At 71.8% G+C, this 24,616-nt stretch carries 21 protein-coding genes and 3 pseudogenes; 14 read left to right on the plus strand and 10 right to left on the minus strand.

Translation table 11 applies throughout. The features are described from left to right. Positions 1 to 203: 203 nt before the first annotated feature. From ACIRB7_RS13615 to ACIRB7_RS13625, 3 genes are all read right to left on the minus strand, one after another. On the minus strand, positions 204 to 1,286 hold the full coding sequence (locus ACIRB7_RS13615; protein WP_403596909.1) for an AI-2E family transporter: 1,083 nt from the start codon (positions 1,284 to 1,286) through the stop codon (positions 204 to 206). Between the two features lie 149 nt (positions 1,287 to 1,435). Next, on the minus strand, positions 1,436 to 1,669 hold the full coding sequence (locus ACIRB7_RS13620) for an acyl carrier protein (protein WP_403596912.1): 234 nt from the start codon (positions 1,667 to 1,669) through the stop codon (positions 1,436 to 1,438). A 91-nt stretch (positions 1,670 to 1,760) separates the two neighbouring features. Beyond that, entirely contained in the window at positions 1,761 to 2,618 is an 858-nt protein-coding gene (locus ACIRB7_RS13625; protein WP_403596915.1) for a hypothetical protein, read from the minus strand. Positions 2,619 to 3,030: 412 nt separating this feature from the next. On the opposite strand from ACIRB7_RS13625, the gene ACIRB7_RS13630 reads away from it, so the two are divergent. From ACIRB7_RS13630 to ACIRB7_RS13645, 4 genes and pseudogenes are all read left to right on the plus strand, one after another. Further along, positions 3,031 to 4,113, plus strand: coding sequence for a phytanoyl-CoA dioxygenase family protein (locus tag ACIRB7_RS13630; RefSeq protein WP_403596918.1), 1,083 nt, complete (start codon positions 3,031 to 3,033; stop codon positions 4,111 to 4,113). Further along, positions 4,095 to 5,375: pseudogene (locus ACIRB7_RS13635) on the plus strand (DUF6271 family protein); the annotation flags it as partial. The gene ACIRB7_RS13630 and the pseudogene ACIRB7_RS13635, both read left to right, overlap by 19 nt. After that, the gene (locus tag ACIRB7_RS13640; RefSeq protein WP_403597684.1) at positions 5,361 to 7,154 is read left to right on the plus strand and encodes a condensation domain-containing protein; all 1,794 of its coding nucleotides are present in this window, start codon (positions 5,361 to 5,363) and stop codon (positions 7,152 to 7,154) included. The pseudogene ACIRB7_RS13635 and the gene ACIRB7_RS13640, both read left to right, overlap by 15 nt. A 1-nt stretch (position 7,155) precedes the next feature. Continuing rightward, the gene (locus ACIRB7_RS13645; RefSeq protein ID WP_403596920.1) at positions 7,156 to 8,415 is read left to right on the plus strand and encodes an MFS transporter; all 1,260 of its coding nucleotides are present in this window, start codon (positions 7,156 to 7,158) and stop codon (positions 8,413 to 8,415) included. A gap of 27 nt (positions 8,416 to 8,442) precedes the next feature. Here ACIRB7_RS13645 and ACIRB7_RS13650 read toward each other — a convergent pair whose 3' ends face one another. Continuing rightward, positions 8,443 to 9,543: a glutamate--cysteine ligase gene (locus tag ACIRB7_RS13650; RefSeq protein WP_403596923.1), complete on the minus strand. Its 1,101-nt coding sequence runs from the start codon at positions 9,541 to 9,543 to the stop codon at positions 8,443 to 8,445. A gap of 255 nt (positions 9,544 to 9,798) precedes the next feature. Between ACIRB7_RS13650 and ACIRB7_RS13655 the strand changes: the two genes are divergently transcribed. Then, positions 9,799 to 10,281 carry a hypothetical protein gene (locus ACIRB7_RS13655; protein ID WP_403596926.1) on the plus strand — a complete coding sequence of 161 codons (483 nt, stop codon included), beginning with the start codon at positions 9,799 to 9,801 and terminating at the stop codon, positions 10,279 to 10,281. A 71-nt stretch (positions 10,282 to 10,352) separates the two neighbouring features. Here ACIRB7_RS13655 and ACIRB7_RS13660 read toward each other — a convergent pair whose 3' ends face one another. Then, entirely contained in the window at positions 10,353 to 11,171 is an 819-nt protein-coding gene (locus tag ACIRB7_RS13660; RefSeq protein WP_403596929.1) for a VOC family protein, read from the minus strand. 49 nt (positions 11,172 to 11,220) lie between these two features. Beyond that, positions 11,221 to 11,736 carry a DUF5133 domain-containing protein gene (locus ACIRB7_RS13665; RefSeq protein ID WP_403596931.1) on the minus strand — a complete coding sequence of 172 codons (516 nt, stop codon included), beginning with the start codon at positions 11,734 to 11,736 and terminating at the stop codon, positions 11,221 to 11,223. A gap of 231 nt (positions 11,737 to 11,967) precedes the next feature. Here ACIRB7_RS13665 and ACIRB7_RS13670 point away from each other — a divergent pair, with 231 nt between their 5' ends. Then, positions 11,968 to 12,432, plus strand: a complete 465-nt coding sequence (locus ACIRB7_RS13670; RefSeq protein WP_403596933.1) for a hypothetical protein — start codon at positions 11,968 to 11,970, stop codon at positions 12,430 to 12,432. A 73-nt stretch (positions 12,433 to 12,505) separates the two neighbouring features. Here the strand turns inward: ACIRB7_RS13670 and ACIRB7_RS13675 are convergent, their stop codons facing one another. Next, the gene (locus ACIRB7_RS13675) at positions 12,506 to 12,664 is read right to left on the minus strand and encodes a hypothetical protein (RefSeq protein ID WP_403596935.1); all 159 of its coding nucleotides are present in this window, start codon (positions 12,662 to 12,664) and stop codon (positions 12,506 to 12,508) included. 398 nt (positions 12,665 to 13,062) lie between these two features. Here ACIRB7_RS13675 and ACIRB7_RS13680 point away from each other — a divergent pair, with 398 nt between their 5' ends. The 3 genes and pseudogenes from ACIRB7_RS13680 to ACIRB7_RS13690 all read left to right on the plus strand — a co-directional run bounded on the left by ACIRB7_RS13680 (position 13,063) and on the right by ACIRB7_RS13690 (position 15,372). Next, positions 13,063 to 13,257: a hypothetical protein gene (locus tag ACIRB7_RS13680; protein ID WP_403596937.1), complete on the plus strand. Its 195-nt coding sequence runs from the start codon at positions 13,063 to 13,065 to the stop codon at positions 13,255 to 13,257. 26 nt (positions 13,258 to 13,283) lie between these two features. Beyond that, a pseudogene (locus ACIRB7_RS13685) lies at positions 13,284 to 13,496 on the plus strand (sulfite exporter TauE/SafE family protein); the annotation flags it as partial. A 139-nt stretch (positions 13,497 to 13,635) separates the two neighbouring features. Then, a complete protein-coding gene (locus ACIRB7_RS13690; RefSeq protein WP_403596939.1) occupies positions 13,636 to 15,372 on the plus strand; it encodes a hypothetical protein in 1,737 nt (578 codons plus the stop codon). Between the two features lie 4 nt (positions 15,373 to 15,376). Here ACIRB7_RS13690 and ACIRB7_RS13695 read toward each other — a convergent pair whose 3' ends face one another. Then, positions 15,377 to 17,584, minus strand: a complete 2,208-nt coding sequence (locus tag ACIRB7_RS13695) for an ATP-binding protein (protein WP_403596941.1) — start codon at positions 17,582 to 17,584, stop codon at positions 15,377 to 15,379. Between the two features lie 297 nt (positions 17,585 to 17,881). On the opposite strand from ACIRB7_RS13695, the pseudogene ACIRB7_RS13700 reads away from it, so the two are divergent. Together ACIRB7_RS13700 and ACIRB7_RS13705 are read left to right on the plus strand one after the other, a co-directional pair. Next, positions 17,882 to 18,253, plus strand: a pseudogene (locus ACIRB7_RS13700) (PPOX class F420-dependent oxidoreductase); the annotation flags it as partial. 69 nt (positions 18,254 to 18,322) lie between these two features. Continuing rightward, complete coding sequence (locus ACIRB7_RS13705; RefSeq protein WP_403597687.1) at positions 18,323 to 18,694, plus strand: VOC family protein; 372 nt, start codon at positions 18,323 to 18,325, stop codon at positions 18,692 to 18,694. An 18-nt stretch (positions 18,695 to 18,712) separates the two neighbouring features. On the opposite strand, the gene ACIRB7_RS13710 is transcribed toward ACIRB7_RS13705, so the two are convergent. After that, the gene (locus tag ACIRB7_RS13710) at positions 18,713 to 19,747 is read right to left on the minus strand and encodes a sigma-70 family RNA polymerase sigma factor (RefSeq protein ID WP_403596943.1); all 1,035 of its coding nucleotides are present in this window, start codon (positions 19,745 to 19,747) and stop codon (positions 18,713 to 18,715) included. 198 nt (positions 19,748 to 19,945) lie between these two features. Between ACIRB7_RS13710 and ACIRB7_RS13715 the strand changes: the two genes are divergently transcribed. After that, positions 19,946 to 20,341 (plus strand): hypothetical protein, encoded by a 396-nt coding sequence (locus ACIRB7_RS13715; protein ID WP_403596945.1) that lies wholly within the window; start codon positions 19,946 to 19,948, stop codon positions 20,339 to 20,341. A 180-nt stretch (positions 20,342 to 20,521) separates the two neighbouring features. Beyond that, complete coding sequence (locus tag ACIRB7_RS13720) at positions 20,522 to 22,030, plus strand: right-handed parallel beta-helix repeat-containing protein (RefSeq protein WP_403596947.1); 1,509 nt, start codon at positions 20,522 to 20,524, stop codon at positions 22,028 to 22,030. A gap of 79 nt (positions 22,031 to 22,109) precedes the next feature. On the opposite strand, the gene ACIRB7_RS13725 is transcribed toward ACIRB7_RS13720, so the two are convergent. Continuing rightward, positions 22,110 to 22,598 carry a carboxymuconolactone decarboxylase family protein gene (locus ACIRB7_RS13725; RefSeq protein ID WP_403596949.1) on the minus strand — a complete coding sequence of 163 codons (489 nt, stop codon included), beginning with the start codon at positions 22,596 to 22,598 and terminating at the stop codon, positions 22,110 to 22,112. Between the two features lie 357 nt (positions 22,599 to 22,955). On the opposite strand from ACIRB7_RS13725, the gene ACIRB7_RS13730 reads away from it, so the two are divergent. Then, complete coding sequence (locus ACIRB7_RS13730) at positions 22,956 to 24,551, plus strand: hypothetical protein (protein ID WP_403596952.1); 1,596 nt, start codon at positions 22,956 to 22,958, stop codon at positions 24,549 to 24,551. Positions 24,552 to 24,616 lie beyond the last annotated feature (65 nt).

Here is a 24,616-nt window from a genome sequence, read left to right on the forward strand (position 1 = left end):
GCCTGTCCCCGTGGCGTGGCCCGGGCCTGTCCCCGTGGCGTGGCCCGGTCACGTCCTCGTGGCGTGACCCGCGCGTGCCCCTGTGGCGTGGCCCTGGCACGTCCCCGTGACGTGACCCTGGCACGTCCCCGTGACGTGACCCGCGCATGTCCCCGTGATGCCGCCCCTGCCCGTCCCCGTGCCGTGCGGTGCCCCGACCCGTGTCACTCCTTCAGCGATCCGACTCCCGCCTTCGCCTCGCGGGCGTTCCGTAGCGCCGTGTGCACCGACCAGACCACCGAGACCAGCGGCACCGCGACCACCGCGCCCACGATGCCGGCGGCGATCGAGCCCGCGATGACGGAGATCGCCACGACCAGCGGGTGGAGCCGTACGGCCCAACTCATCACGAGCGGGTGCAGGAGATGCCCCTCGATCTGGCCGATCACCACGATGAGGGCGATCACGATCGCCGCCACCAGCGGGCCCTGTGACGCCAGGGCGACGACGGCGGCGACGGCGAGGGCGACGGGCGAGCCGATCAGGGGCACGAACGCGGCCAGGAATTCGAGCAGGGCCAGCGGCACCGCGAGCGGGACGCCGAGGAGCCACAGCGCGACGCCGACGAGTACCGCGTTCACCGCCGCGACCAGCACGATCCCGTGGGTGTAGCCGGTGAAGGTACGCCAGGCGGCGCGCCCCCCGATCGCCACCCGGTCGCGGACCGAGCGCGGCAGCTGCTCCTGGAACCACGCCCACTGCCGGTCCCCCGAGTGGATGAAGAACACCGCGCAGAACAGCGCGAGGGCCAGCGTCGTCAGGACGGCCACCACATGGCCTGCCCCGCTCAGCGCCTCACTGACCAGGGTCGACCGGTGGCTGGACACGAAGTCACCGATCTTGGTCTGGAGGTCGGACAGCGCACCCGGGTCCAGCCGGAACGGCGGCCGCTCCAGCCAGTCCTCGATGCGGCCGACGCCGTCCCGGAACTCACGGACCAGGGTCGTCCGCTCCCCCGCGACCGCCTCGCCGACCAGGGCGAGCGCGCCGAGGACGAGCGCGATGCTGCCGAGCAGGGTGAGGGCGACCGCCGGCGGCCGGGGCAGCCCCCGGGCCACCAGGTCGGCGACGGGGCGCAGCAGCGCGGTGATCACCAGGCCGAGGAACACGGCCACGCCGACCTCGTGGAAGCGGCCGAGGACCGCGAACAGGCTGTAGACGAGCACGCCGACGACCAGCAGCCGCCACGCGTAGGCGGCGGCCGTACGAAGGAAAGGGGTCACCGTCGGTGTTGTGCCTGGCTGCATGGCGAACGACCTACCACCGGGGAGCCGCCGCGCCACGCCCGGGACCCCACATTCGCCCGACACGCGCGCGGTATTCGCCCGACCGGGCCCCGGGTCGGCGGCCGCCGCGACCGGTTCGTGGCCGGCCGGGACCGCCGCCGGGCGGGCGCTCAGCCGACGGCGTCGCTCAGGAAGCGCTGCCGGACGCGGGAGAGCGTACGGAAGTCGTCGATGGTGACGTCCTGGAGGTCGATGGTGGTGCCGGAGAGGTCCTCCAGGAGGTCGATGAACTCGAGGAAGTCCATCGAGTCGATGAGACGGGCCTCGATGAGGTCCTCGTCGCTGTCGATCGGGCCGTCGAGGCCGGGGTTCTTCTCGTGCAGCCACGCGGCGATGCGTTCCATGGGGTGGGGTCGCTCCTTACAGCTGGTACGGGATACGTGAGGGGCGCGGGGGCAGGACGGGCGAGGGCCCGGGAGGGGGCCGGGCCCCGTCTCAGGGGCGAGCCTCGCGGAGGCGGTCCAGGGCCTGCTCGGGGGTGCCGTGGGTGAGGATCATCGCGTGGACCCAGCGCTCCAGGCCGAAGGCGACGCAGGCGCTGTACGCCGGTCCTTCCGAGCCGGCGCGGATGTCCAGCCGCTCGCCGAAGAAGTTGCGGTGCCGGTTCACGGAGGCGATGGCCGTTCCGTCGGGGGCGCAGAACTCGTGCTTGACGGGGTCGAGGGCCATCAGTCGGGCCCGGGAGCCGCCCTTGTCGTAGAACGGGTCGTCGGCCACGGCCCTGTTCAGTCCGAGGCCGAGCCGTGCGGCGGCTTCCAGAACGAACTCGGCGCCCTGTTCCAGGTGTTCCACCGCGCCCTGCTTGGTGCCGAGGTACAGGACCTCGCGCATGTGGAAGCCCCACAGCCGGCGCAGCCCGTCGTAGTGGGTCTCGTTGCGGAAGCAGCGGCCGGTGGCGGAGAGCCGGAGGCCGTCCTCGCCGACGTCCCGGCCCTCCAGGGAGAGCAGCAGGCCGTAGCAGGTGGCGGACGGCAGGAGGTGGCCGGTGGGCCGTAGGGGCAGCTCTCCCGGTGACTCGCCGGCGGCGAGCCCGTCGAGTACGTCCGGGTCGAACCGGCCCGCGGAGACGCCGAGATGGGGGAAGTTGCGGAAGAAGTCGAGTCGCGCCAGGCCCTCGACGGACAGTAGCGGCGGCCCGACGACCTCGGGCGCGGAGAGCCGTGCGGCCAGTCCGGTGAGCAGCTCGTCCAGGCCGTGCAGGAGCGCGGTGCGGACCGGGTCGAGGGTGATGAGGCCCGCTCCGGGGCTCCGCAGGACGCCGTCCGGCAGGGCTGTGGTGCTGGATGTGCTCATGGAAACCGCTCCCTGTGGGCGTGGGCGAACAGTCGAGGGGTCGGTCGGATGGGGCGGCGTGCATGCCGACTGATACGCCATCAGAAACCGGACTGCGCAGGGGGACACTAAGCCAGTTCCGCAGCTATTGTCTAGACCAAAGTCGACCGGTCGACAGCTCCGGTGGATTGACGCCCGGAGCGACTCGGTCACCCAACTCCGCATATTGAGATGGCACTTGACAGGAGCTATGGTCTAAACCAATTCTGCTGTACGACGTGGCCACCGCACCCCGCGCCACGGCGTCGCCGTCCGTCCATGCCGTCTGCCACCGGCCCCACGCCGAGGGTCGCCCCGTGCTGTCCATCGGTCGAGGAGCCTCCCCGACTTCCGCTCCGGAGGCACCCATGGACTCTCGTTCTGGAGGGACCCCATGACGACACCCGCTCCCCACCGCCCCCGCCCCCGTCTCCACCGGGCGGCCTCGGACCGGCCGTACTTCAGCGCGGACGGCGAGTCCTACCTCGCCCAGACCACTTTGCGGGAACTGAAGAAGACACGACCGTTGCGGGTGCTGTCCGAGGAGGACTTCGCCCACTGGCAGACGTACGGCTATGTCATCGTCCGCGAGGCGGTCCCGGCGGAGGCCGCGAAACGTCTGCTCGACTTCACCTGGGAGTTCCAGGGCCTCGATCCCGACCGGCCGGAAAGCTGGTACGAGGACCGGCCGTTCCGTTCCGAGCTGGACCAGCAGCTGCACGTGTACGGCTTCGTGGAGGCGTACCACCACCAGCTGCTCTGGGACAACCGGCAGGCCCAGCGGGTCTACGACGCGTTCGTGGACGTGTGGGACTGCGAGGAGCTGTGGGTCACCCAGGACCGGCTCAACCTCAACCCGCCCAACATCAGGAACCGGGACCGCGCTCTGATCGAGCCCACGGACCGCGGCTTCGACATCGAGCTGCACTGGGACATCGACACGACGCTCGGCGTCCCGCCGCAGCGGGTACAGGGCATCATCGCGCTCAACGACACCCGGCCCGAGTCGGGCGGATTCCAGTGCTGCCCCGAGCTGTTCCGGCGCTTCGAGGAGTGGAAGCTCGACCAGCCGGCCGGCCGGGACCCCCTCCGGCCCGCCGTGGACCGGACGGAGTACCCCGTCGTACGGCCCGATCTGCACCCCGGCGACCTGCTGATCTGGAACGGGCTGCTCGCGCACGGCGTGGCGCGCAACACGTCCCGGGACCAGGTGCGGGCCGTCCAGTACCTGTCGATGATGCCCGCCCTCGAAGAGCACGAGCGGCTGAAGCGGTCCCGCGTCGACGCCTGGCGACACCTGCGGACCCCGCGCTGGAACCGGACCCTGGTCGGCGACCCCGTACTGCACGAGTCCAAGCGGTACCCCACCGCCACGCTGGACGAACTCGGCAGCCGGCTGCTCGGACTCACCTCGTGGCACGACGCACCGACCGCCCCCGGCCAGAGCGGGGAGCCGGCGTGCGCCGTGTCTGTCTGACCCTGCCCACCGACCGGGCCTGCGCCGCGACCCTTCGCGCCGTGGCCGAGGAAGCGGCCTACGGCGCCCGCGGTTTCGGCGCCGAGGTGCGGCTTCTCGTCCTCGACTCCTCGGACGCCCCCGTCCTCGCCGAGCACCGGAAGGTGGTGGCCTCACTCCCCCCGATGCCCGGTGTGGTCGTGCACCACCTCGACGAGGACGAGCAGCGGACCTTCCTGCGGGAGGTGATCGCCCGCTCCGGCGTCGCCGCGCAGGACCGGTTGCTCGACCTGATACTGCCGACGGGCGTCTCCTACGGGGCCTGCACCAACCGCGCCTTCCTCATCGCGGAGGCACTCGGCTGTACGTCGGTGCACCGCCGGGACTCGGACAGCCGCTACCAGTACCTGGACGGCGAACCGGTCTTCCCCCTCCACCACGAGCTCACGGCCCTGGGGCGGCGCGCCGCCGACGTCGCCGGACTGGTGTCCCGGAGCAGGCTCGATCCGGCGTACGCGGACCGGCCGGTGGCCCTGGTCGGCGGCTCCTTCGTCGGCGAGATGTCCGTGGACGTCGCCGAGATCAGGCGGCTCGACCCGGCCGTCTACGAGGACGTCGTGGGCCTGTCGGTCCCCGCCGGCTATCCGGAGATCTGGCGCAGGAACCTGATCGACGAGTCCTTCCGGGGCGCCGGGACCGCCGCCTTCACCGGCGACCTCACCACGCTCACGAGCGTCAGCCCGACGCGGGTGGACATGTGCAACATCGCCTTCGACCGCGAGGTCTACGGCCGTGTGCCGCTACCGCCCGCCACCGACACCATCGGCAGCGACTACTTCCTCATCCACCTGGTCCACGACGCGGGTCTGCCCGGTGTCCTCCACAACAGACACATCGTCAATTTCCATACTCAGGAGCGTCGTTCGGACGCTGGTTTCCTCGCCTACCAGGTCCGGTTCGCCAAGTTCCTCCTCTCCACGCCGTACCTCGACGCCGTCCACACCCGGATGAAGGAAGCCGGGGACACCCTGCTGGACGCGGAGGGCCACGTCCGCTCCTCCGCCGTCGCCGGGTTCACCAGGGACAGCGCCCATGCGGACCGGGCGGAGAACGCCGACCGGCTCGACGTCCTCGACCGTTCGTTCCGCGCCCTGGGCGGCCGTTACGCCACGGCGGCGGACCTCCTCGCCGCCCGCCGCGAGCAACTCCTCGACGAGGCCAGGCGGGACATCGAGGACTTCGCCTTCCTGACCGACGCCTGGGAGGCACTGACCCGCGCGAGCCGAGCGTCCTCGTACCGGAGGGCCACCCACCGCCACACCCTCACCGTCCCGTACACGGGCGGTGCGGAGCGCCGGGGCCCCGTCACGATGGGCCAGGCGAACATGATCCGTTGCGTGCTGCGGGACGAGCCCGCGCACATCAACATCCACGATGTGTGGCCCGTCCCCGAAGGGACGCGGACGGAGTCGGCGATCGACGCCCTGCGCGCGCTGGTGGTACGCCACGAGGCCCTGCGTACGACGTTCCCGCACGCGCCGGGCAGCGCGCCCCGCGAACAAGTGGTGGGGGCCGAAGGCGAGTTCACCGTCGCCGTCCTCGATCACGAGGAGCTTCCCCGCGAGGCCGCCGGGTACGCCGAGTCGCTGGCTCTCGCGGCCCGCGTCGAGCGGTTCCGGCTCGACCGGGACTTCCCGCTCCGCGTCACCCTCGTCGCCGAGTCCGGCGCGCCCGTGTTCGTGGCCCTCGCGGCGAGCCACGCCGTGACCGACGTCAGTGCGCTCGCCGTGCTGAAGGAGGAGTGGCTGACGCTGCTCGCCGGGGACGCGCTTCCTCCGCTCGCCGCCACCCCGCTCGACCTGGCCGCCGAGGAGGCGTCGCCGGCCGGGCTCCGGAAGTCCGAGGCGTCGCTGAGGCACTGGGAGTGGATCATCCGCTCCGGGCCCCAGGCCATGTTCGCGGAGCCGGGCGCCGAGGGCACCGAGGTGGGCACGCCGCAGCTCACGCTCCGGTCACGGCGGGCCGCGCGGGCCCTGGCGCTCGTCGCGGCACGCACCGGCGGTCTGCCGTCCACCGTGCTGCTGACCGCGTGGTGCGCGCTCATCGCCCACCGTACGGGTCAGACCACGTGCGTCGCCGCCGTCCCCACCTCCAACCGATTCCACCCCCGGCTCGCCCGCTCGGTGAACACCGTGTCCCAGGACGCGCTGCTCTCGCTCGACGTCCGGGTCCCGACCTTCGACGCGCTGCTCCGTAAGGCCTGGGGTGCGGCGCTCAACGCCTACCGGCACAGCCAGTTCGACGCGGTCGCCCTGTGGGAGATGATCGGGCGGGTCACGTTCGAGCGCGGCAGCGGGTTCGCACGCGATGTCGTCTTCAACGACGTGAGCACGCTCCCCGCCACGGTCGCCTCGGTCACGTCCCCGACCGCCGGGGACGTGACCGAGGGCGCGACAGGGCCTGAGCTGGAGCTCAGTTGGGGCCCTGAGCAAGTACTGCCGACCCGGGTCCTGGCCTTCGTCCACGAGATCGAGCCGGTGATCCACCTGGGGATGTGGGCCGATCCCGCCCTGTTCGGGCGGGAAGACGCGGAGGGCTTCCTCACCGGCCTCGTACGACTCCTGGAGGCGGCCGCCACCGAGGACGTCCCGCTGGCTTCGCTCACCGAGGTGACGGGGCTCCGGCCGGTCGAACGCGGGCCGGGATGGTGCCTGGTGGACGGCTCCTGGACATCGCCGCCCCTCGTGGCGGAGACGCTCGGCAAGGCCCTGGGCGGGCTCCCCGTACACGTCATGGCAGATGGCGCCCCGGGCACGGACTCGGAGGGGCCGCGCCCGGACCCCGAGCCGTCCCTGACCGCGTTCATCGCCGCCGGCGGCACCCCGCTGACTCCGGCGGAGGCCCACGCCGCACTGATGGACGCCCTCCCCGGCCGTCCGGGGGTACTGGCCCCGCGCCGGTACGTGATCGTGCAGGACCCGCCGGCGGAGGCGGACCGGAGCAGCGCATGGCTCCGGCAGCGGATTCTCATGGAAGGGACCGGCCGGGACCGGCGGATGTGACATGACGATGGATGAGGTAACCGCGCCACGGGAGAAGAGCACTCCCCCCAGCCCCTGGCGGTCGAACCGCTTCCGGCTGTTCTTCACCGCCCGCAGCACGTCGCTCCTCGCCGACGGCATGCTGATGGTGTCGCTCACGACCGCCGTGCTCGGGGCGGGCTACGGCGCGGCCGGGGTGGGATACGCGCTGGCCGCGTGGATGGCGCCGATCGTGCTGCTCGTCCTGTTCGGCGGAGTCCTCGCCGACCGGTTCACGCCACAGGTGATGATGGTCGGCGCCGATGTGGTGCGCATGGTGGCCATGCTCGCGCTCGCGGTGCTCCTGATCGCCACGGACGTCCGGCTGTGGCAGATCATGGCGCTCCTCGCGCTCAGCGGCGCCGCCACCGCCATGTTCCAGCCGGGTCTGGCGAGCCTGGTCCCCCAGGTCGCCGAGGACATCCAGCGTGCCAACGCGCTCCTGCGCATCTCCGAGGCGATCTGCACCCTGCTCGGTCCCGGCCTCGCCGGCCTCCTCGTGGCGTACTGGGACGTGGCGGGATCCTTCGTCGTCATCGCGGCGGCGTACGCGCTCAGCGCGCTCGGCCTCGCGCCGCTGCGCAAGCTCGGCACGGCGAGGGACGAGAGCGACGACCCGATGTGGCACCGGCTCGCCACGGGATGGCACGAGTTCCGGTCCCGTGGCTGGCTGTGGGGGGTCATCGCCGTCTGGGCGGTGTACGGCCTCTTCGTCTTCGGCCCGGCCCTGCCGCTGGGCGCGGCGCTGCTCACCGAACAGCACGGGGCCAGCGGGTACGGCTGGATCGCCTCGGCCGACGGCGCCGGCACGGTCGTCGGCGGCCTGCTCGGTATGCGGGTCCGACCGCGGCGACCGCTCGTCGCCGGGGCCTGCGCGATGTTCTTCTTCACGCTCAACCCGCTTGCCCCTGCCCTGGGTTGGTCCTTCACCGCCACGGTGCTCACCGGGGTCGTGGCGGGTTGCGGGTTCGCCTTCTGGGGCGTCATGTGGGCGACGAGCGTGCAGTCCCACATCCCGCTGGCCGTCCTGAGCCGCGTCTCGGCGTACGACGTGGCCGGTTCCATCATGGTCATCCCGCTGGGCCGCGCCCTGGCCGGCCCGGCGGCCGACTCCTTCGGAGCGGACCGGGTGCTGCTGTTCTCGTCGGTGGTGGGCGTCGTGTGCATGGGCGTGATGCTCTGCGTTCCGGCCATCCGCGCGCTGGGCCGGGCACCTGGGGAGCGGGCGGGGGCGACGGTGTAGAGCGCCGAGCGGGCGGCCGGTGGCTGCTCAGGCCGCCGCGGTCAGCGCGGCGAGGGCGTCCACGACCTCGGTGCACCGGCCGTGGCGGCGGTAGACGGCCCGCTGCCTGGTCGCCCCGGCCCCGTGGGCGCGGATACGGCGCCACTGGCGGAGGACCTGCTCCGTGTCGCCGGCGAGGTCCAGGGCCGGGCGGGCCCGTTCGACGAGTCGGTCGACGAGTTCGACGGTGGGCCGTTCACGCGCGGTGCACGGGTCGATGCCGTATCCGGAGAGACCGTTCCGGGCGGCCAGGTCGTGCGCAAGGAGGAGCCTCCGGACGGGGACGCGCGGTGCGGGCCGGCCCTCGTACTCGTCGGTCAGGAAGGTCGTGGCGAGACCGCGGACGAGCGCCGCCAGCATGACGACCGTGTCCACGTCGGCGTTGGCGTCGGCGACGCGGATCTCCAGGGTGGGCACGTGCTCGGACGGCCGGGCGTGCCAGTACACCATGCGCCGGTCGAGCAGGGTCCCCGTCCGCACCAGCTCGGCCACGTGGGCCAGGTACCTGGCCTCGTCCAGGTCGGGGGCGGGGCCGACGGTGGGCCACCGCGCGTACTCGACCGAGCGCCAGCTGTCGAAGCCCGTGTCGCACCGCCGCGCGAAGGGGGAATTCGTGGTGACGGCCTGGAGGACGGGCAGCCAGGGCGCCATCCGGCGGGAGAGGGCCAGGGCGAGTTCGCGGTCGAGGGTCCCCACGTGGACGTGGCAGCCGCAGACGAGACCGTCGACCGTGCTGAAGTGGGAGGCGAAGCGGTACGCCATCCGCCGGTAACGCTCGGTGTCGGTGACGGTCAGGGGCTGCTCGGGCGGCACCACGGGGGTGCCGGTGGCGACCGGCATGCACTGCTCCGCGTCGGCGGCGGCGCCGACCGCCGCGCGCAGCCGCACCAGCTCGTCGCGGAGGTGCGGGGACGAGTCCGTGGGGCTGGAGATGGTCTCGATCTGGGCGTTGAAGAACTCGGGCTGCACCTGGTCGCCGAGAACTCGGGCGGCCGAGGCGATCACGTCCGGGGCGCGGCCGACGGGGGCGCGGCCGACCCGGTCGACGAGGACGAACTCCTCTTCGACTCCCATGGTCAGGAGTTTCATGGGTCTCCTCCTCTCGTCGGGGGGCCCGCGGCTCGCGACTACCCCGGTCGGCGCGTTCCACCCCTCCGGGGACACCGGGCATGTTCCGCGACCGCCGGGGCAGTGGCACGGGCGGAGAGGTGCGGGGGAAGGCGTGCGGCCCGAGGTGAGGAAGCGCCGGAGCGGTCGGCGGTACGCCGGCGCTCCCGGCGCACACCCTCCTGACCCGGTCGGGCCCGGCCACACCGGCCCCGTACCGAAAGGCGGTGACCGGTCGTGACCGACACGGACTTCACATTGTTGGACATCTCCCTGTACACGGAGGAGCCCGATCGCCGCGTGGTGACCCTGCGGGGCCTGGACGCGGCGGAGACGCCGGAGATCCCCGAGGGAGCGGTGCTCAGCGTCGGCCTCACCTTCCGGCTCGGCCGTGAGATCGAGGGGGTGGCCTTCGAGGACAGCCGTGTCCGTGAGGGGAAGGTGCTCGCGACCGTACGGACGGTTCTCGGCGGCTTCCGGGCGGGAGGTCCGTACGAGGTCAGGCTGCCGCCGGAACGACTCCCGGTGGGGCGGGCCCACCGCGGGGTCTACGAGCTGACGGGCCGCTTCACCGACGGCGACGGGCGCGAGCTGACCGTGTCCCACCACCGTATCCGCGTGGTCTGCCAGCCGGCCGCGCACAAGCGGTGGGCGGCGAAGATGGCTCCCGGGCCTACGCGGCCCCTGTCCGGAGCACCCGGTGAGAGCCTGGCGTCCTGATTCGTGCGGCGCGCTGACCCGTTTCGGTGGTGGGGAGGTACGTCCCCGTTTCCGTGGTGGGGAGGTACGTCTCAGGCAGCACCGGGCGCGTGGTCGAGCGTGAAGAGTCCGCCGTCCGGGTCGCGGAGCGTCCTCTGGCGCCCCCCTCCCCGGGCCGGGTCGGTGGCCCCGCCGCCCCAGTCCTGACCGGTGACGGTGCTGCCGCCGTTCTCCAGAGCGAGCGCCACCGCCGCGTCCAGGTCGGGCACCCTGAAGTGAACGAGCCAGCGGGGCCGGAGCTGCGGCTTCGGCGCGGCCTGCTCGATCGGGCCGCTGTTCAGCCGGGCGACGGGGCGCCCCCCGTGCCGGAGCACGACCTGATCCTGCTCGTACGAGGTGTCGCAGCCCCCGTCGCTGCCGCCCCGGCCCCACCCCAGCACCTCGCCGTAGAAGAGCGCGGCTTCGAACGCGTCGGCCGTGTGGAGCTCCAGCCAGGCGGGTGACCGCTCCGCACCGACGCCCCACTCGGCCAGTACCTCCCCGTCCCAGACGCCGAAGACGGCGCCCTCCCTGTCGGCCACAAGCGCCGCCCTGCCGCCGGCCGGGAACGAGACGGGCCCCACCCCGACCGTGCCGCCTCGCTCGCGTGCCCGGCCGACCGCCCCGTCGGCATCGTCGACGGCGAAGTACGGCGTCCAGGCCACCGGCACGGCGAACTCCCCGGCGACCGCCCCGATCCCCGCCACCGGCACTCCGCCGATCTCCGCCACCGAAAAGGCACTGCCGAACCGGCCCTGCCGGAACGACCAGCCGAGGACCGTTCCGTAGAAGCGCTCCGCCGCCTCCCGGTCACGCGCCGCGAGACTCAGCCAGCAGGGAGCGCCGATCACATCCGCTGCCACCAGAACCACCCGATTCCTCCGATCTTCTTCTCCCTTGGGATGCCGTCCGTCCGTCGCGCTAGAGGGCCCGGGGGCCGAGGTGCCGCTCCGCCGCGAGGACGGCGTCGTGGGTGGTCGGCCGGCCCATCAGTACGCACAGCGTGTAGGCGGCGTCGTCCATGGCCCGGACGGCCGCCGGGTCCCCCGGTGCCGCCGCCAGGCGGGCCTGGCAGCCGCGCAGACGGGTCAGGACCTCCTCGGTCCGCTCCCGGTTCGGTGCGAGCCCGACCGACAGTGCGGCCTGGACCGCGGACGTACGGGCCGCCTCGACCGCGCGGCGCAGGGCCCGCTCGATGCGTACGGGCGGGGGCGTGCCCTCGGCCCCCGCGGCCACGACGACCGCCAGATCGTGGACGCTCATCTGGGCCAGGTCCGCAGCGGCCGCCAGGATCCGCTTCGCGTCGCGTGCCGTGCACGGGGTGGCCGCCATGAGCACTCCCACCGCGCGCGCGGCCGGGGTCGGCGCGAGCGGCGGCCGGTCGACGGGCTCGACGACCATCGGGGGGTCCTGGGGCAGGTTCGCGGGCATCGCCATGCGAGGTCCCTTCATTCCAAGGCCGCCGGGGCGCCAATGGTTGCGTAGGGAAGGTGTTCCCACCCTACTGGCGCCGGGTAGGCGGCACGCAGGGGCCGTGTCAGGGCGCCACTGCCCCGCTCCGACCACCCGCACACCCTCGCCCGCGCGGGACGCGGTGGAAGCCCACGGCGACCAGCAGTAGCGTGACGAACAGGAGACGACCACGCCGTGCGAGGAGGTGCAGCGGCCATGGCGCGTCTGACGGTCAAGGCGGAGGAGCTGATCGTCCGGCTCACGTGGTGGGAGAAGCTGGCCGCGCGCCGGGGCAGCGTACACCTGCCGCTCCGGGCCGTGGAGAAGGTGGAGGCCGACCCTTCCTGGTGGCGTGCGCTACGCGGGTCGCCGGGGCGTGGCGTGTGGATTCCGGATGTGCTCTGCCTCGGCGTACGGGACGTACCCGAACCCGAGGTGACCGAGGCTGACGTGTCCGAAGCTGGCGTGTCCGGAGCCGGCATGACCGGTGCCGGCGTGTCCCGGGCTGCGGCGTCCGGAACGAAGGACTTCGTCGCGCTCCGACCCCGGCGGGGAGGAGTGGTCAGCGTCGACCTGCGACCGGCGGCTGCTCCGTTCGCCCGCGTCGCCGTGTCCGACCGCATCCCCGACGGGACGGCGGCCACCGTTCGCACAGCCCTCAGCCGCTTGCGGGACAGCTGAACGGTTCGCACAGCAGGAGGCGCACCCGCCAGCAGTTGTCGGGTGCGCCTCCTCGAGCGAGCTGTGGACGTGATCAGCCTTCGCTGTACGTGGTCCGCGTCTCGCGCTCGTCCGCCCGGTGCTCGGGGGCGCGGGCGGGGCGCGCTTCGTCGGCGCCGACGCGCTTGTTGCCCTTCGGTGCCATCTTGGCCTGTCGGCCGGCCCGGTCCTTCGGCGAAGTCTTCTTGGCCACAGCTGCTCACTCCTCGTGAGTTGGGGGGTTGGACATCACCACCGTGGCACCTGCGACTACGAACCGCACGTCGATCAGTCACGCAGCGTGATGCCATGGGTGTCTCCTTCCGTCGCGGCGGTCGGAGGTCCGGACGAACGGTGAGCGGTAGCCCGGTTCCTTCACCCGAAGGTGGGGGCGATCCGTAGCTGTCGGCGGCCGTGTCGGGCGAGGATGCCCGGCATGGCGACAGAACAGGACCTCGCCCTGCCGCATGAGCCTGGTCGTGGTCCTGGTCGCGCTGCCCGCCCGCCTGGCCTCGGTGCCCGCCTCCGAGGTGGCGTCGCACTGGCCCGTCGCGGTCAACCTCCGCCGGGAGTCTCCTCGGGGCCTGGGCCGGAGCGACGTGGGCGGTACGGATGCGCGGCTCCACCCTGCACAAGGTGCTGGCCGGGCTGATGCTGCTCATGGCCGCGGCTCTCCTCGTCTCGCACCTGTCCACCCAGGACACCCTGTCGCTGCCGCTGTGGGCCCAGGCGCCCTGCGGGGTGGTGGCCGGCTTCGGGATCGGGGTGGTCGCGGCCATCACGGGTTGGCCGGGGGCGAACTCCTGATCCCGACGATCGTGTTGCTGTTCGCGGTGGACATCAGGACGGCGGACAGCCTCTCCCTTCTGGTGTCCCTGCCGACGATGCTGGTGGCCTTCGCCCGCTACAGCCGCGACGGAAGCTTCGCGGTACTGCGCGCCAACCGCCGCTTCACCGTGGTCATGATCGCGGGCTCGATCGCCGGAACGGTGCTGGGCGGGCTGCTGCTCGGCGTCTTCCCGGACCTGGTGCTCATCCCCGTACTCGCCGTCGTCCTACTGGCTTCCGCGGTCAAGCTCGCGCGCCACGGCAGAACAGCCGCGTCACCGGCGCCCTGGCCGCTCGCGTGGGCAAGGCGGCTAAGGTGGGCGCGCGACGACACCATGCTCGCTCAGGAGGTCATGAGTGGGGCCAGCCGAACCCCTGCCGATACGCGTGCCGGTCGGGGAGGGATCCCCTCGGTGGGCGAGCCGTACCGTCCAGCGCCGGGTCCTGCTGGTCGTCCACAACGTCACCTCCGCCGGACGCCTGTGGGACCTGCTGCCGCTGTTCCACGACGACTTCCGCGTCCAACTCCTGGTGACGTCGACGGGGTCCTCGGCGTTCCAAGGCGGTGTCCGCGAGCTCTTCGCGGATCTGGAGCTTCCGGTGCTGCCGTGGGAACAGGCGCTCTCGACACCGGTGGATCTCGCGATCTCCGCCAGCTTCGGCGGCGAACTCGCCCATATCCAGGGCAAGTTGTCCGTACTCTCCCATGGTGTCGGATACACTAAGAAGCTAGGCACGCCGGGAGCCGGGAGCCGGGAGCCGACGTTCGGTCTTTCGCCGGAGTGGCTCCTCGCGGACGACGGCGCGCCGTTCGTGGACGGCTTCGTCCTGTCCCACCCCGAACAGCTGGAGCGTCTGGCCCAGGCCTGCCCCGAAGCTGTGCCTTCCGCCGTTATCGCCGGCGACCCGTGTTTCGACCGCATGCTCGCAGGCCGCCCGTACCGGGACAGGTTCAGACGCGCCCTGGGCGTGCGCGACGGCCAGCGCCTCGTCGTACTGAACTCCACCTGGAACCCTGAGGGCTTCTTCGGAAGCGGCGGAGGCCAGGACGCTCTGCCCAGCCTGCTCCCCCGGCTCACCGCCGAACTCCCGGCCGACGACTACCGGCTGGCCGCCGTGCTCCACCCGAACATCTGGCACGGGCACGGGCCCGGCCAGATCCGGGCCTGGCTCGACCAGGCACTCCGCGCCGGGCTGACCCTGATCGACCCCGTGCACGCCTGGAGGCAGGCCCTCCTGGCGGCGGACCTCGTCCTCGGGGACTTCGGGGCGGTGACCTACTACGCCGCGGCTCTGGGCACCCCCGTACTGCTCGCGGCGGACGGGCAGGGCAGGCTCGACCCCGAGGCGCCCCTCGCGGAGTTCGTCCGGCGGGCGCCGCGCCTCCTCCCCCGGTCCCCTCTGCGCCCACAGGTGGAGGAGGCGCTGGGCGGACACCGTCCGGACACCACCCCCGCCGAGTTCGTCACCTCGGCTCCTGGCCGGTCGGCCGCGCTGTTGCGGCGGCACTTCTACGCGCTGATGGGCCTCCCCGAGCCTGCCGCCCCGGCGTCCCTGGAGCCGCTGCCACTCCCCCCGTACAACCCGCCGAGAACGACGGCTCCGTTGCACGTACGGACGCGGGTCCAGGGCGCGGACATCACGCTCGAACGCTCCACGGAGCAGCCCTACGACGCGGCCGGTGACACCCACCTCTCGGTGCACGAGGACACCCGCCACCCCGGGGACCTGGAGCTGGCGGACCTGATCACCCGGGCGGGCCGGGCGGACGATCCGCGCCTCGGCGGCCCTGATCTGTGGACCGCGGAGGTGCTGCGGCGGCATCCGCACTGCGCGGCGGCGGCGTACGTGACCGGGCCGGGCGCCTGCACCGTACGCGTCCGGGGTCACGGCCTGTACCGGCTGACCGCAGGCTCCGGAGCGGACGCGGATCCGGCGGCGTACGCGTCGTCGTTGTACGCCTGGCTGGCGAACGGCGGGACGGTCCCGGCGCGAGGCCTCACGCTCCGGGTGCGCACCGCCGCGGGCACGCACCCGGTCGTCGTGGACGCCGTGGACGACGGGGACTTCGGCGGCTTCGTGGCCTTCGCGTAACGGCCTACTGCCCGGCCGCGGCCTCGCACCGCCGCCGAAGACCCGCCAGGTACCTCAGGTGCGGAGCCGCGGCCGGGGTGAGCAGCGCTTCCGCTTCCGTGATCCTGGTCAGCGCCGCCGTGTCGTCGCCGAGGTCGTGCAGGGTCTCCGCGAGGTCGGTGAGAGCGCGCGCCTGGTTGTACGCCTCCGCCGCGAGCCCTCCCCTGCCCGCGAAGAAGTCCACGGCGCTCTCCAGACGACGGCGGGACTCGTCCAGCCGCCCCAGCCCGCGCAGGGCCCTGCCCTGGTGGCGTTCGGCCAGGGCGAGGGCGCGCGGAAGGTCCGCCGCGCCCTCCTGGTCCGGAGTGATCCTCCGGTAGATGTGATCGGCCTCGATGAACCTCTCGTGTGCCTCCTCGTACAGCCATCGGTTGAGGTTCAGCAGACCGAGGAGTTCCACGGACGACGCCTCGCCCCGTGGGTGTTCCGCCGCTCGCTCGCAGGTGACGGCGGCCTGCGCCGCACGGCTCGCCTGTTCCCAGCGGCCCAGTTCGCCCAGGCAGTGGGCCAGTTGGAAGTGCAGCGCGCCCGCCATCCGCCGGTCCGCGCGGTGCTCATCGGCGCACCGTGCCGCGACGCGGAGCGCCGGGAGCACCTCGTCCCAGTATCCGGCCTTCAGCTGCAGCGGCCAGAGGGCGCGGGCGAGGCGCAGAGCGGTGGTGATCCGGCGGTGCTCCTCGGCCACGGTCACGGCCCGGACCACGTTGGCCACCTCGACGGCCAGTACGGCCACACCGTCCGTCTCGTCCCGGGAGGCGTACGGGAGGTCCGGCGCGGGCTCGGTCCGCCAGCTCTGCGGCAGGGCGGCGTGCGCCGCGTGGAGGACCCGGTTCAGGAGGGCGTCGAGGACCCGGACCACGGCGTCCGTGCACTCCTGGGCGCCGTACTCCGAGGCGGCGGCGTCGGCCAACTGGCGCCGGACCTCGGGCCGGAAGCGGTAGCGCGTACCGGGCAGCGGTTCAAGGAGGTGCAGGTCGGCGGCATCGGCGAGCATCCGGGCCGCCCGCTCCTCGTCGTCGAGGCCCGCGGCGGCGGCCGCGAGCTCGGGGCTGAGGGACGGCCAGGCACCCAGGGCGGTGAGGCGGCAGAGCCGTAGCGCGTCGGGGGCGAGACGAAGGGAGGCCTGCTCCGCCGCGCCACGCATCGGATGGTGCCGCCATGCCTCAGCCCCCGGACCCAGGCCCAGGCCCAGCCCCGGTTCCAGCCCCGGCCCCGGCCCCGGCGCGCCAACGGCCCCAGTCCCAGCCCCACTCCCGGCCACGGTCTCGGCCAGCAGGCGGGCCTCCGCGTGGAGGGCGTACGCGTTGCCCTGACAGCGTTCGAGCAGCCCGGGCAGTCGGGCGTGGGCACGCGCGACGACGTCCGGCCCGGCCACCTTCCGCACCATCTTCTTCGCGTAACGGTCGCTCAGCGGCGCCACGGCGACGCGCTCCGCCTCCAGCAGAAGGGGCGGCCCGGACACGACCACGAGCAGGAAGACGTCGGGGGTCGCCGGCACGAGGCCCCGGACCTGGGCGAGGGAGGTGGCGTGGTCGATCACCACCAGCGCCTTGCGCCCGGACGTGAGCCGGCGGTAGAGCCGCTCGCGGCCGGATTCGGTGGTGGGCATCTGGTCCGGAGCCACGTCCATTTCGCGGAGCAGCCGCAGCAGGACCGCCGCAGGTTCCGGCCCGCTGTCGCCGGAGGCGTCACGCAGGTCGAGGTAGTACTGCCCGTCGGGGAACCGGTCACGGCTCCCGGCAGCGAGGCGGAGGGCCACCGAGGTCGTGCCGCTCCCCGGGGGCCCGGACAGCAGCGCGACCCGAGGCCGCCCCTCCCAGGGCCGGGTCGCCTCCCGCATCAGCTGCTTCAGGACCTTCTGCCGGTTGGTGAACGCCCAGGGGGCGGGCGGCATGTCGCCGCCGGAGGCCGCCGTCACCTGCTCCTGACCGCTCTCCACGAGCAGCGCCCACGCGTCCGCCTGCTGGGGATCGTGGCCCAGCCGCGCGTACAACCGGCCGGCCAGCGCCTGCCGGTCCTCCGCGGCGGCCGGAAGCGGGGTCTCCCGCCCGAGGGTTCTTCTCACCAGCGCGCCGGCCGACAGGGTCAGGTTCTTGCCGACCTCTCCGGCGGCCCCGTTCCCCACCCCCAACAGGAACGTGGTGAGTGCGCTGAGCGCCACGACCTCCAACACGTAGGCCCCTTCCCCCTGGTCGCCGATCCGGCTCTGACCCGACTGCTGTCCCGACTGTCCGGACTGTATCGCCGGGACTCCGGATCGAGGCAACACCATGCGGTTGTCGGCAACTGCTGTCCCGGCCGCCGTACATGGGACGGACAGGCGACAGCGCGCCCCGGGGGGCGTGCCCCGGCGCGCGGTCGTACCCCGAATGTGTCAGCTCTCGATACGGGGGGTGGAGTGGAGCATCCGGCCTTTATCCGGTGCACCCCACCGGTGACTTTGATTAGCCTCTCCGGCATGCCCATTGCGATGAACGACACCGTACGCGGCCTGCTGGACGCCCCGCTCCCGGCCGTCCTGGTCACCCTCAACCCCGACGGCGGCCCGCAGAGTTCGGTGGTCTGGGTGAGCCGTGACGGTGGCGAGCTGCTGATCTCCACCGAACAGGGCCGGCGCAAGGAGCGGAACATACTCCGCGACCCCCGCGTCGGCCTGACCGTCTTCGACCCGGCCGACCCGAACCTGTACGTCGAGATCCGCGGCACGGCCACCGTCACCGTGGACGCGGGCCGCGCGGTGGCCGTACGCATCGCCGAAGAGTACGAAGGTCCGGGCGCCGGCAAGGAGTACCTGGAGGCCCCGCCGGAGGAGATCCGCGTAGTCGTCCGCATCACCCCCACCAAGATCCTCGGCAACGCCACCAAGGCAGTCCAGGGAAGGCACGAAAGGCTGGAGCGCCCGGTTTCGGCACTGCAGAACGTGGCGGTCGACTGTGCGGATGCCTACGAGCTGGCCCGGTTCTGGAGCGGTGTGACAGGCCGTCCGCTGCACCCGGACGTCAGGCCGGGTGACCGGGAGACCCAGGTGATGCTGGCGGAGGGCCCGGTGCTGTACTTCAACCAGGTGCCCGAGGCCAAGACGGTCAAGAACCGGATCCATCTCTGTCTGCGCCCCGAGACCTCGCGGGATCAGGAGGTGGACCGGCTCCTCGGCCTCGGTGCCACGTTCGTCGGTGACCACCGGAATCCCGACGGTTCGGGCTGGGCCGTCCTCGCTGATCCCGAGGGCAACGAGTTCTGCGTTCTGCGCAGTGACTCCGACCGCGCCGCCGTGAACGCCTGACGCTGACGGGCGGGTTCGTCAGCTCTGTCCGTCCTCGGTCCACGGACGAAGCTTCTCCGGGTTGCGGATCGCCCAGATACGAGCGATGCGACCGCCGGCGAGGCTGAACGCCGCCACGGTCACCGTGACGCCCGCGTGCTGGGCGACGAGGCCGGGCCGGCCGTTGACCGTGCGCTCCAGGAGCGTCAGCCCAGGGGCCCTGTCGGCGATGTGGATCAGGTACTGGGCGATGTGCTCGCTGCCGTCGACCGGGCGGAGGACGGTACCGACCAGGCCGCCGCCGTCAGCGGTCATGGTGGCGTCCGGGTCGAGCAGCGCGACGAGGGCAGCGATGTCCTTGGCCTCCCACGCCTCTTTGAAGCGCCGCACCAGCCCGGCCTGTCCAGCGTGCCCGGCCTGGCCGGCCTGCCCGGCCTGCCCGGCCGCAGGAACCGCAGGCCCCTCCGGAACTTGCGGAACCTCGGTGACCACCGGCTCCGCGGGATCCTGTGCGGCGCGCATACGCCGACGGGCAGAGGACGCCAGCTGCCGACAGGCCGCCGGCGTCCGGCCGACGATCTCGGCGACCTCCGCGAAGGGGTACCGGAAGACGTCGTGCAGGATGAACGCCACGCGTTCGGCCGGCGTCATCGACTCCAGTACGACGAGAAAGGCCATGCTCACCGACTCGTCCAAGGTGACCCGGTCGACAGGGTCGGCCGACTCGGCCCCTCCCCCGCCCGACGCCCCGCCGGTCCACTCCGTCCGGTCGGGCAGCGGCTCGGGTATCCATGCGCCGACGTAACGCTCGCGCCGGACCCGTGCGGACCCCAGCAGATCCAGGCAGACGCGGGTGGCCACCGTCGTCAGCCAGGCACCGGGCGACTCGATGGCCTCCTGGCGTGCGCGCGACATCGCGTACCAGCGGGCGTAGGTCTCCTGTACGGCGTCCTCGGCTTCGGCCAGCGAACCGAGCAGCCGGTAGGCGAGGTTGATCAGATGCCGCCGCTCACCGACGACTTCGGCGAGTCCCGGCTCGGACCGTTCGGGCCCCGACTCGATCGACGTACTCATGACCCCGACGCCCCCTGCGTTCCTACTCGTCTGCTTGCGCTTGCGCTTCCGCGTCGTCCGCGTCCGCTCCCGCCTCTTCGACGAAGGACCGCGCCGAAGTGTGAGGCAGGCGCTCACCTCACATTTCGCGGGCCCACATCGTCGGACCGTCGAGACAGTACCGATCCACCGCCGCGAGGCAGAAGAGGGGGCCGCGCCATGGCCACACAGACGACGGCAACGAGGGCAACGCCGGGCAGGCTCACGTTCCTCCAGGTCACGATCGCCCTGCAGACCTTGGCGCTCGCCTTCCAGGCCGCCACCTCCGGCATGCTCCTGTCCTCGGCCCTCGGTGCGATGCTGCACGACGTCGGATCGCGCGTGATGTACGGCGCGTCGATGCTGTACGTACTCGCCGCGGTCCTGGCATGGCGACCGGGCGGCGGTTCACCCCGACCCGTCCTGTACGCGTCGGGCTTCCTCGTACTCGCCTCGCTGCAGGTGGTACTGGGCATCGCGCACATGCCGTCGCTCCATGTCCCCCTGGGCGTCCTGATGTGCACCCTGAGCGTCCTGGCACTGGCCCGGTCGATACCCCGTCGCCCGGTGGGGTGAAACGTACCGGCTGCCCGCCGATACCCGCGCGAGCCGACCACCGAGCTGTTCCTGTCCGGCAACGCACGACGGATCTTCGATCCCTGATCGAAACTCGATCAATCGACGGAACTTCATTGACGCGATGATCGAGCGCACATAGCTTCTGGCGGCACCAGACCCCCAGAAAGGTGTCGCGCCATGACCATCGGAGTCTTCCCCGGGCGGCAGGTGATGGGCCGCGGGCTCATCGCCGCCGCCCTCGCGCTGACCGGCACCGTCGCCCTCACCTCCGCGCCCGCTTCGGCCGCGGGGACCACCGTCCACGTGGACTGCTCGCGGCCGACGGCAGGTGACGGCAGTCAGACCGCGCCGTTCAACAGCATCGGCCAGGCCAACGCGCGGACGTACTCCCCCGGCGACACGCTCGCCTTCGCGTCGGGCACGACCTGCACCGGTTCGCTCGCCCCCAAGGGCAGCGGCACCGCCTCCGCCCCCATCAACCTCACCCGTTACGGCGTCGGCGCACTGCCCGTGATCGACGGCGGCGGAGCCCCGAACGCGGTCTCCCTCACCAACCAGGACCACTGGCGGATCAGCGACCTCAAGCTGACCAACCCCGCCGCCTCCCTCGCCCGACGCACGGGCCTGCGGATCTCGGCCACCGACGGGGCGGCGCACCGCGGTTTCGACATCGGATATCTCGTCATCGACCGCGTCGCCGGTCAGACGAACAAGAACAGCCCCACCACCGAGGACTTCGTCCAGTCCGCCGGCATCGTCACGGGCGCGAGCGGCGCGAACTCCACCCTCAACGACGTCCACGTCCACCACAACCAGATCAGCAACACGGGAGGCGGCGGCCTCAAGATCCGTGTCGGCGCCATGGCGGTCAAGGGTTCCGGGGTCCTGATCGAGCACAACGTCATCAAGGACGTCGGCGGCGACGGCATCATCGCCAGCTACGCCGACGCGCCCATGATCCAGTACAACAACGCCTCCGGAGTCGGCAACGGCGCGTACCCCTTCTCCGGCGGCAACTTCGCCGGCATCTGGGTGCTCGGCGACCACAACCCGACCATCCAGAAGAACGCCGTGTACGGGATCACGCGGATGTCCGTGGCCGACAGCCAGGCGTTCGACTGCGACTGGGGAAACACCGGTACCTGCACGATCCAGTACAACTTCAGCCGCGACAACATCGGCGGCTTCTTCCTCGACTGCGACGGGTGCGGCACCATCGGCGGCGCCAAGCAGATCATCCGCTACAACATCTCCGAGAACGACTGTCGTATGAGCAGTGTCAGCGCCGGCCGTTCCGCGCTGCACATGTACAACAACGTCTTCTACTGCACGGACAGGAAGTTCGCCATCACCCTGCCCGACGAGAGCGTCGTCGAGAACAACATCTGGGTGGGCACGAGCGACTCCCGACTGCCCACGGGACCCGGGGTCTCCTGGCTGTGGAACGTCTTCCAGGGCGTGCCCAGGCCGACCGCGAACGGCATCGTCGGTGATCCGCACTTCGTGAACCCCGGCGCGGGTGGCGACACGATCCACTCCGTCGACGGCTACAAGTTGCGGTCGACGTCTCCCGCTCTGAACAACGGCTCCGTCATCAGCGGCAACGGCGGCCGCGACTACTGGGCCAACCCGGTGTCCTCGACGACGAAGCCCCACCGCGGCGCGTACACCGGCCCCGGGCTGTAGGGCCCGTCGGCCTTGGCGGCAGGCAGGCCCGCAGAGGCGTGCCTGCCGCAGAGAGGCCCGCGCTGTCGAACGGATCAGCTCAGTCCCACTGTTCGTCGCCGAGAGAGGTCACCGGCTGCGGCTTTCCGATGACCGCGAGGGCGATGAAGAAGTTGATCTGGCCGATCGCGATGGTGAGGGTGGCCAGCGCCTTGTCGTCGTAGTGCTTCGCCACCTCGGCGTACAACTCGTCGGAGACGCGCTCCTTGCCGTGCGGGGCCGGCTGGAGGGTGGCCTCCACCAGGGCGAGGGCGGCGCGCTCGGCACCGGTGAAGTACGGGGCGTCCTGCCAGGAGGAGACGGCGGTGATGCGCTCCTCGGACTCGCCGGCCTTACGCAGGAACGCCGTGTTCAGGATGGTCAGATAGGTGTTGTGGACGATCTGACCGGCGCGGAGATGGACGAGGTTCATCGTGGTGCGCGGCACCGAACGGTTGCCGGTGGCCCGGAAGAGGGCGGCGCTGACGTCGCTCAGCTCGGGGACGAACTCGCCGGGGTCGGTCATCCGGGAGATCGAGGGGTTCGCCATGGCTGCTCTCCTTGTGTGTCGCCGCGTCGGCTTCGTGTCGCCGTGAGCGGTTCCGTATCGCCGTGGTCGGCGTCTTCACAGCACTGACGGACGGACCCACGACGATGTGACAGCAATCCAGGAAGAGTTTCCGCGCGGTGGGCACCGTAGCTCGCCGCAACCTCCACCTCTCCCTCACCGATCGGCACCCGAGCTCGCCCGAACGGCTGAGATATGCCTGATTTGACATCAATTGCGCTGCCGACGGGTGTCGTTGTCGACATGGTGATCGAGTTTGCGTTTCGCTCAAGCGTTCTGAAACCCTCCGTTCGACCTGTCTGAAACACATGAGCACATGAACAACGGAGGCAACCTCACATGCCCACTAGGCGCATCCGACGCGCTTGGCTGACGGCGGCTGCCGCGGCCTCGCTCGCGTTCACCGGCCTCGCGGCCCCGGCCCAGGCGGAGGACGTTCCGCCGGGCGCCCCGGAGGCCTGGGTCCAGGAGCCCCGTACGACCGAGGGCACCACCCCGCCGTTCACGACCCACGCCTGGACCGCCCCCGGCGGCCCGGCCTCGCCCGGCGACTTCACGATGTCGCCCGGCGCGCTGAACGCCGAGACCACCACACGGGTCGCGCGCCTGGACTCCGTACTGCCCAAGTCGGGCGTCCAGAACCTGCTGGCCGGGGCGAACCGCACCATCGAGCCGTGGTGCTCCCGCGATTCGTTCGGCACCGCCCCGAACCCCGACATCAAGTACTGCCTGCAGAGCGACGACTCCACCTCGCGCGAGTGGGTTCCCCAGGGCATCACCGGCGTCTCCGACGCCAAGGACAACGAGCTGTGGGGCGACGCGGGGAACATCCAGCTGTTCGCCTCGTACGACGGCTGGGACCCGGGCCGTGAGACCGACCCGGACCCGGCGACCGGCGACTGCACCACCGCCGAGCTGGAGGCGGACGACGCCTGCAACCAGAAGGGCGTCCGTATCACCTTCGTGCAGAGCCGGACCAACCCGGCCACCGGCAGCCCCGAGGTCAAGTACCGGCACGTGCTGCTGGGCTGGACGTACGTGAACTCGGCCGACCACGTGTCCTTCGACGGACTGCACGCCGCCGAGTACCCGATCCAGAAGGGCGTCCACGCCGGCGGGATCGTCTGGTACGGCAACTACCTCTACGTCGCGGACACCCGCAACGGTCTGCGCGTCTTCGACATGCGCTACATCATGGACCTGGACCCGGACGGCGACCCCACCACGCACGACGTGATGGGGACCGACACCGACGGCGTGAAGACCACCTCCAACGTCGAGGTCAAGACGAAGGTCGGCCGCCACAACAACGTCTGGTACAGCTTCGGCTACCGCTATGTGATGCCGCAGGTCGCCGCGTGGAAGTTCAAGGCGACGCAGAGCAACCCCAAGGGTTCGTACGCCTGCGTCTCCACCGGCGCCCCGAAGGCCTCCCACATCTCGCTGGACCGCAGCACCACCCCCGACCGCCTGCTCATGGGTGAGTACTGCCGACCGGCGAGCGGCTACCCGTCGACCGGCCGCATCGCCTCGTTCCCGGTCGCGGCCCTCGAGGGGCGCTCGGCGGACGTGACCGCCGAAGGCTGGGCCAACTACCTGCCCCTGACCAACGGTGGCGCGCAGGGCGCGGCGGCGCACGGGGGCACGCTGTACGTGAACGAGTCGAAGGGCACGGACGAGCCGGGCAACCTCTGGCGCTACACGTGGAGCAACGGCCAGCTGGTCCAGGACGGTCAGGCCGTCAAGACGGCCCGTGGCGCCGAGGACCTCTACGTCGAGCGGGGTACGGGCCGGCTGTGGTCCCTCTCCGAGCACCGCCCGGGAGTGGCCGCGGACTGCACCGCGAACCGGGACACCGCTGATCCGGTGGGTACGGACTACTGCCAGCGGGTGCTCTACGGACACAAGCTGAGCTGGCTCGACGGCCAGCCGTAGCCGAGGAGGGGCGTCCCCGCCACCGACGGATCCGTATCCGCGCGGCGAGGGCGCCCGATCACGTA

The organism is Streptomyces sp. NPDC093795, assembly GCF_044764665.1.
Classification (GTDB): Bacteria; Actinomycetota; Actinomycetes; order Streptomycetales; family Streptomycetaceae; genus Streptomyces.

Excerpts from the sequence above, each read along its gene's own strand:
- ACIRB7_RS13615 (WP_403596909.1), bottom strand. The coding sequence starts at position 1,286 with ATGCAGCCAGGCACAACACCGACGGTGACCCCTTTCCTTCGTACGGCC.
- ACIRB7_RS13620 (WP_403596912.1), bottom strand. The coding sequence starts at position 1,669 with ATGGAACGCATCGCCGCGTGGCTGCACGAGAAGAACCCCGGCCTCGAC.
- ACIRB7_RS13625 (WP_403596915.1), bottom strand. The coding sequence starts at position 2,618 with ATGAGCACATCCAGCACCACAGCCCTGCCGGACGGCGTCCTGCGGAGC.
- ACIRB7_RS13630 (WP_403596918.1), top strand. The coding sequence starts at position 3,031 with ATGACGACACCCGCTCCCCACCGCCCCCGCCCCCGTCTCCACCGGGCG.
- ACIRB7_RS13645 (WP_403596920.1), top strand. The coding sequence starts at position 7,156 with ATGACGATGGATGAGGTAACCGCGCCACGGGAGAAGAGCACTCCCCCC.
- ACIRB7_RS13650 (WP_403596923.1), bottom strand. The coding sequence starts at position 9,543 with ATGAAACTCCTGACCATGGGAGTCGAAGAGGAGTTCGTCCTCGTCGAC.
- ACIRB7_RS13665 (WP_403596931.1), bottom strand. The coding sequence starts at position 11,736 with ATGGCGATGCCCGCGAACCTGCCCCAGGACCCCCCGATGGTCGTCGAG.
- ACIRB7_RS13670 (WP_403596933.1), top strand. The coding sequence starts at position 11,968 with ATGGCGCGTCTGACGGTCAAGGCGGAGGAGCTGATCGTCCGGCTCACG.
- ACIRB7_RS13680 (WP_403596937.1), top strand. The coding sequence starts at position 13,063 with ATGCGCGGCTCCACCCTGCACAAGGTGCTGGCCGGGCTGATGCTGCTC.
- ACIRB7_RS13710 (WP_403596943.1), bottom strand. The coding sequence starts at position 19,747 with ATGAGTACGTCGATCGAGTCGGGGCCCGAACGGTCCGAGCCGGGACTC.
- ACIRB7_RS13715 (WP_403596945.1), top strand. The coding sequence starts at position 19,946 with ATGGCCACACAGACGACGGCAACGAGGGCAACGCCGGGCAGGCTCACG.
- ACIRB7_RS13720 (WP_403596947.1), top strand. The coding sequence starts at position 20,522 with ATGACCATCGGAGTCTTCCCCGGGCGGCAGGTGATGGGCCGCGGGCTC.
- ACIRB7_RS13725 (WP_403596949.1), bottom strand. The coding sequence starts at position 22,598 with ATGGCGAACCCCTCGATCTCCCGGATGACCGACCCCGGCGAGTTCGTC.
- ACIRB7_RS13730 (WP_403596952.1), top strand. The coding sequence starts at position 22,956 with ATGCCCACTAGGCGCATCCGACGCGCTTGGCTGACGGCGGCTGCCGCG.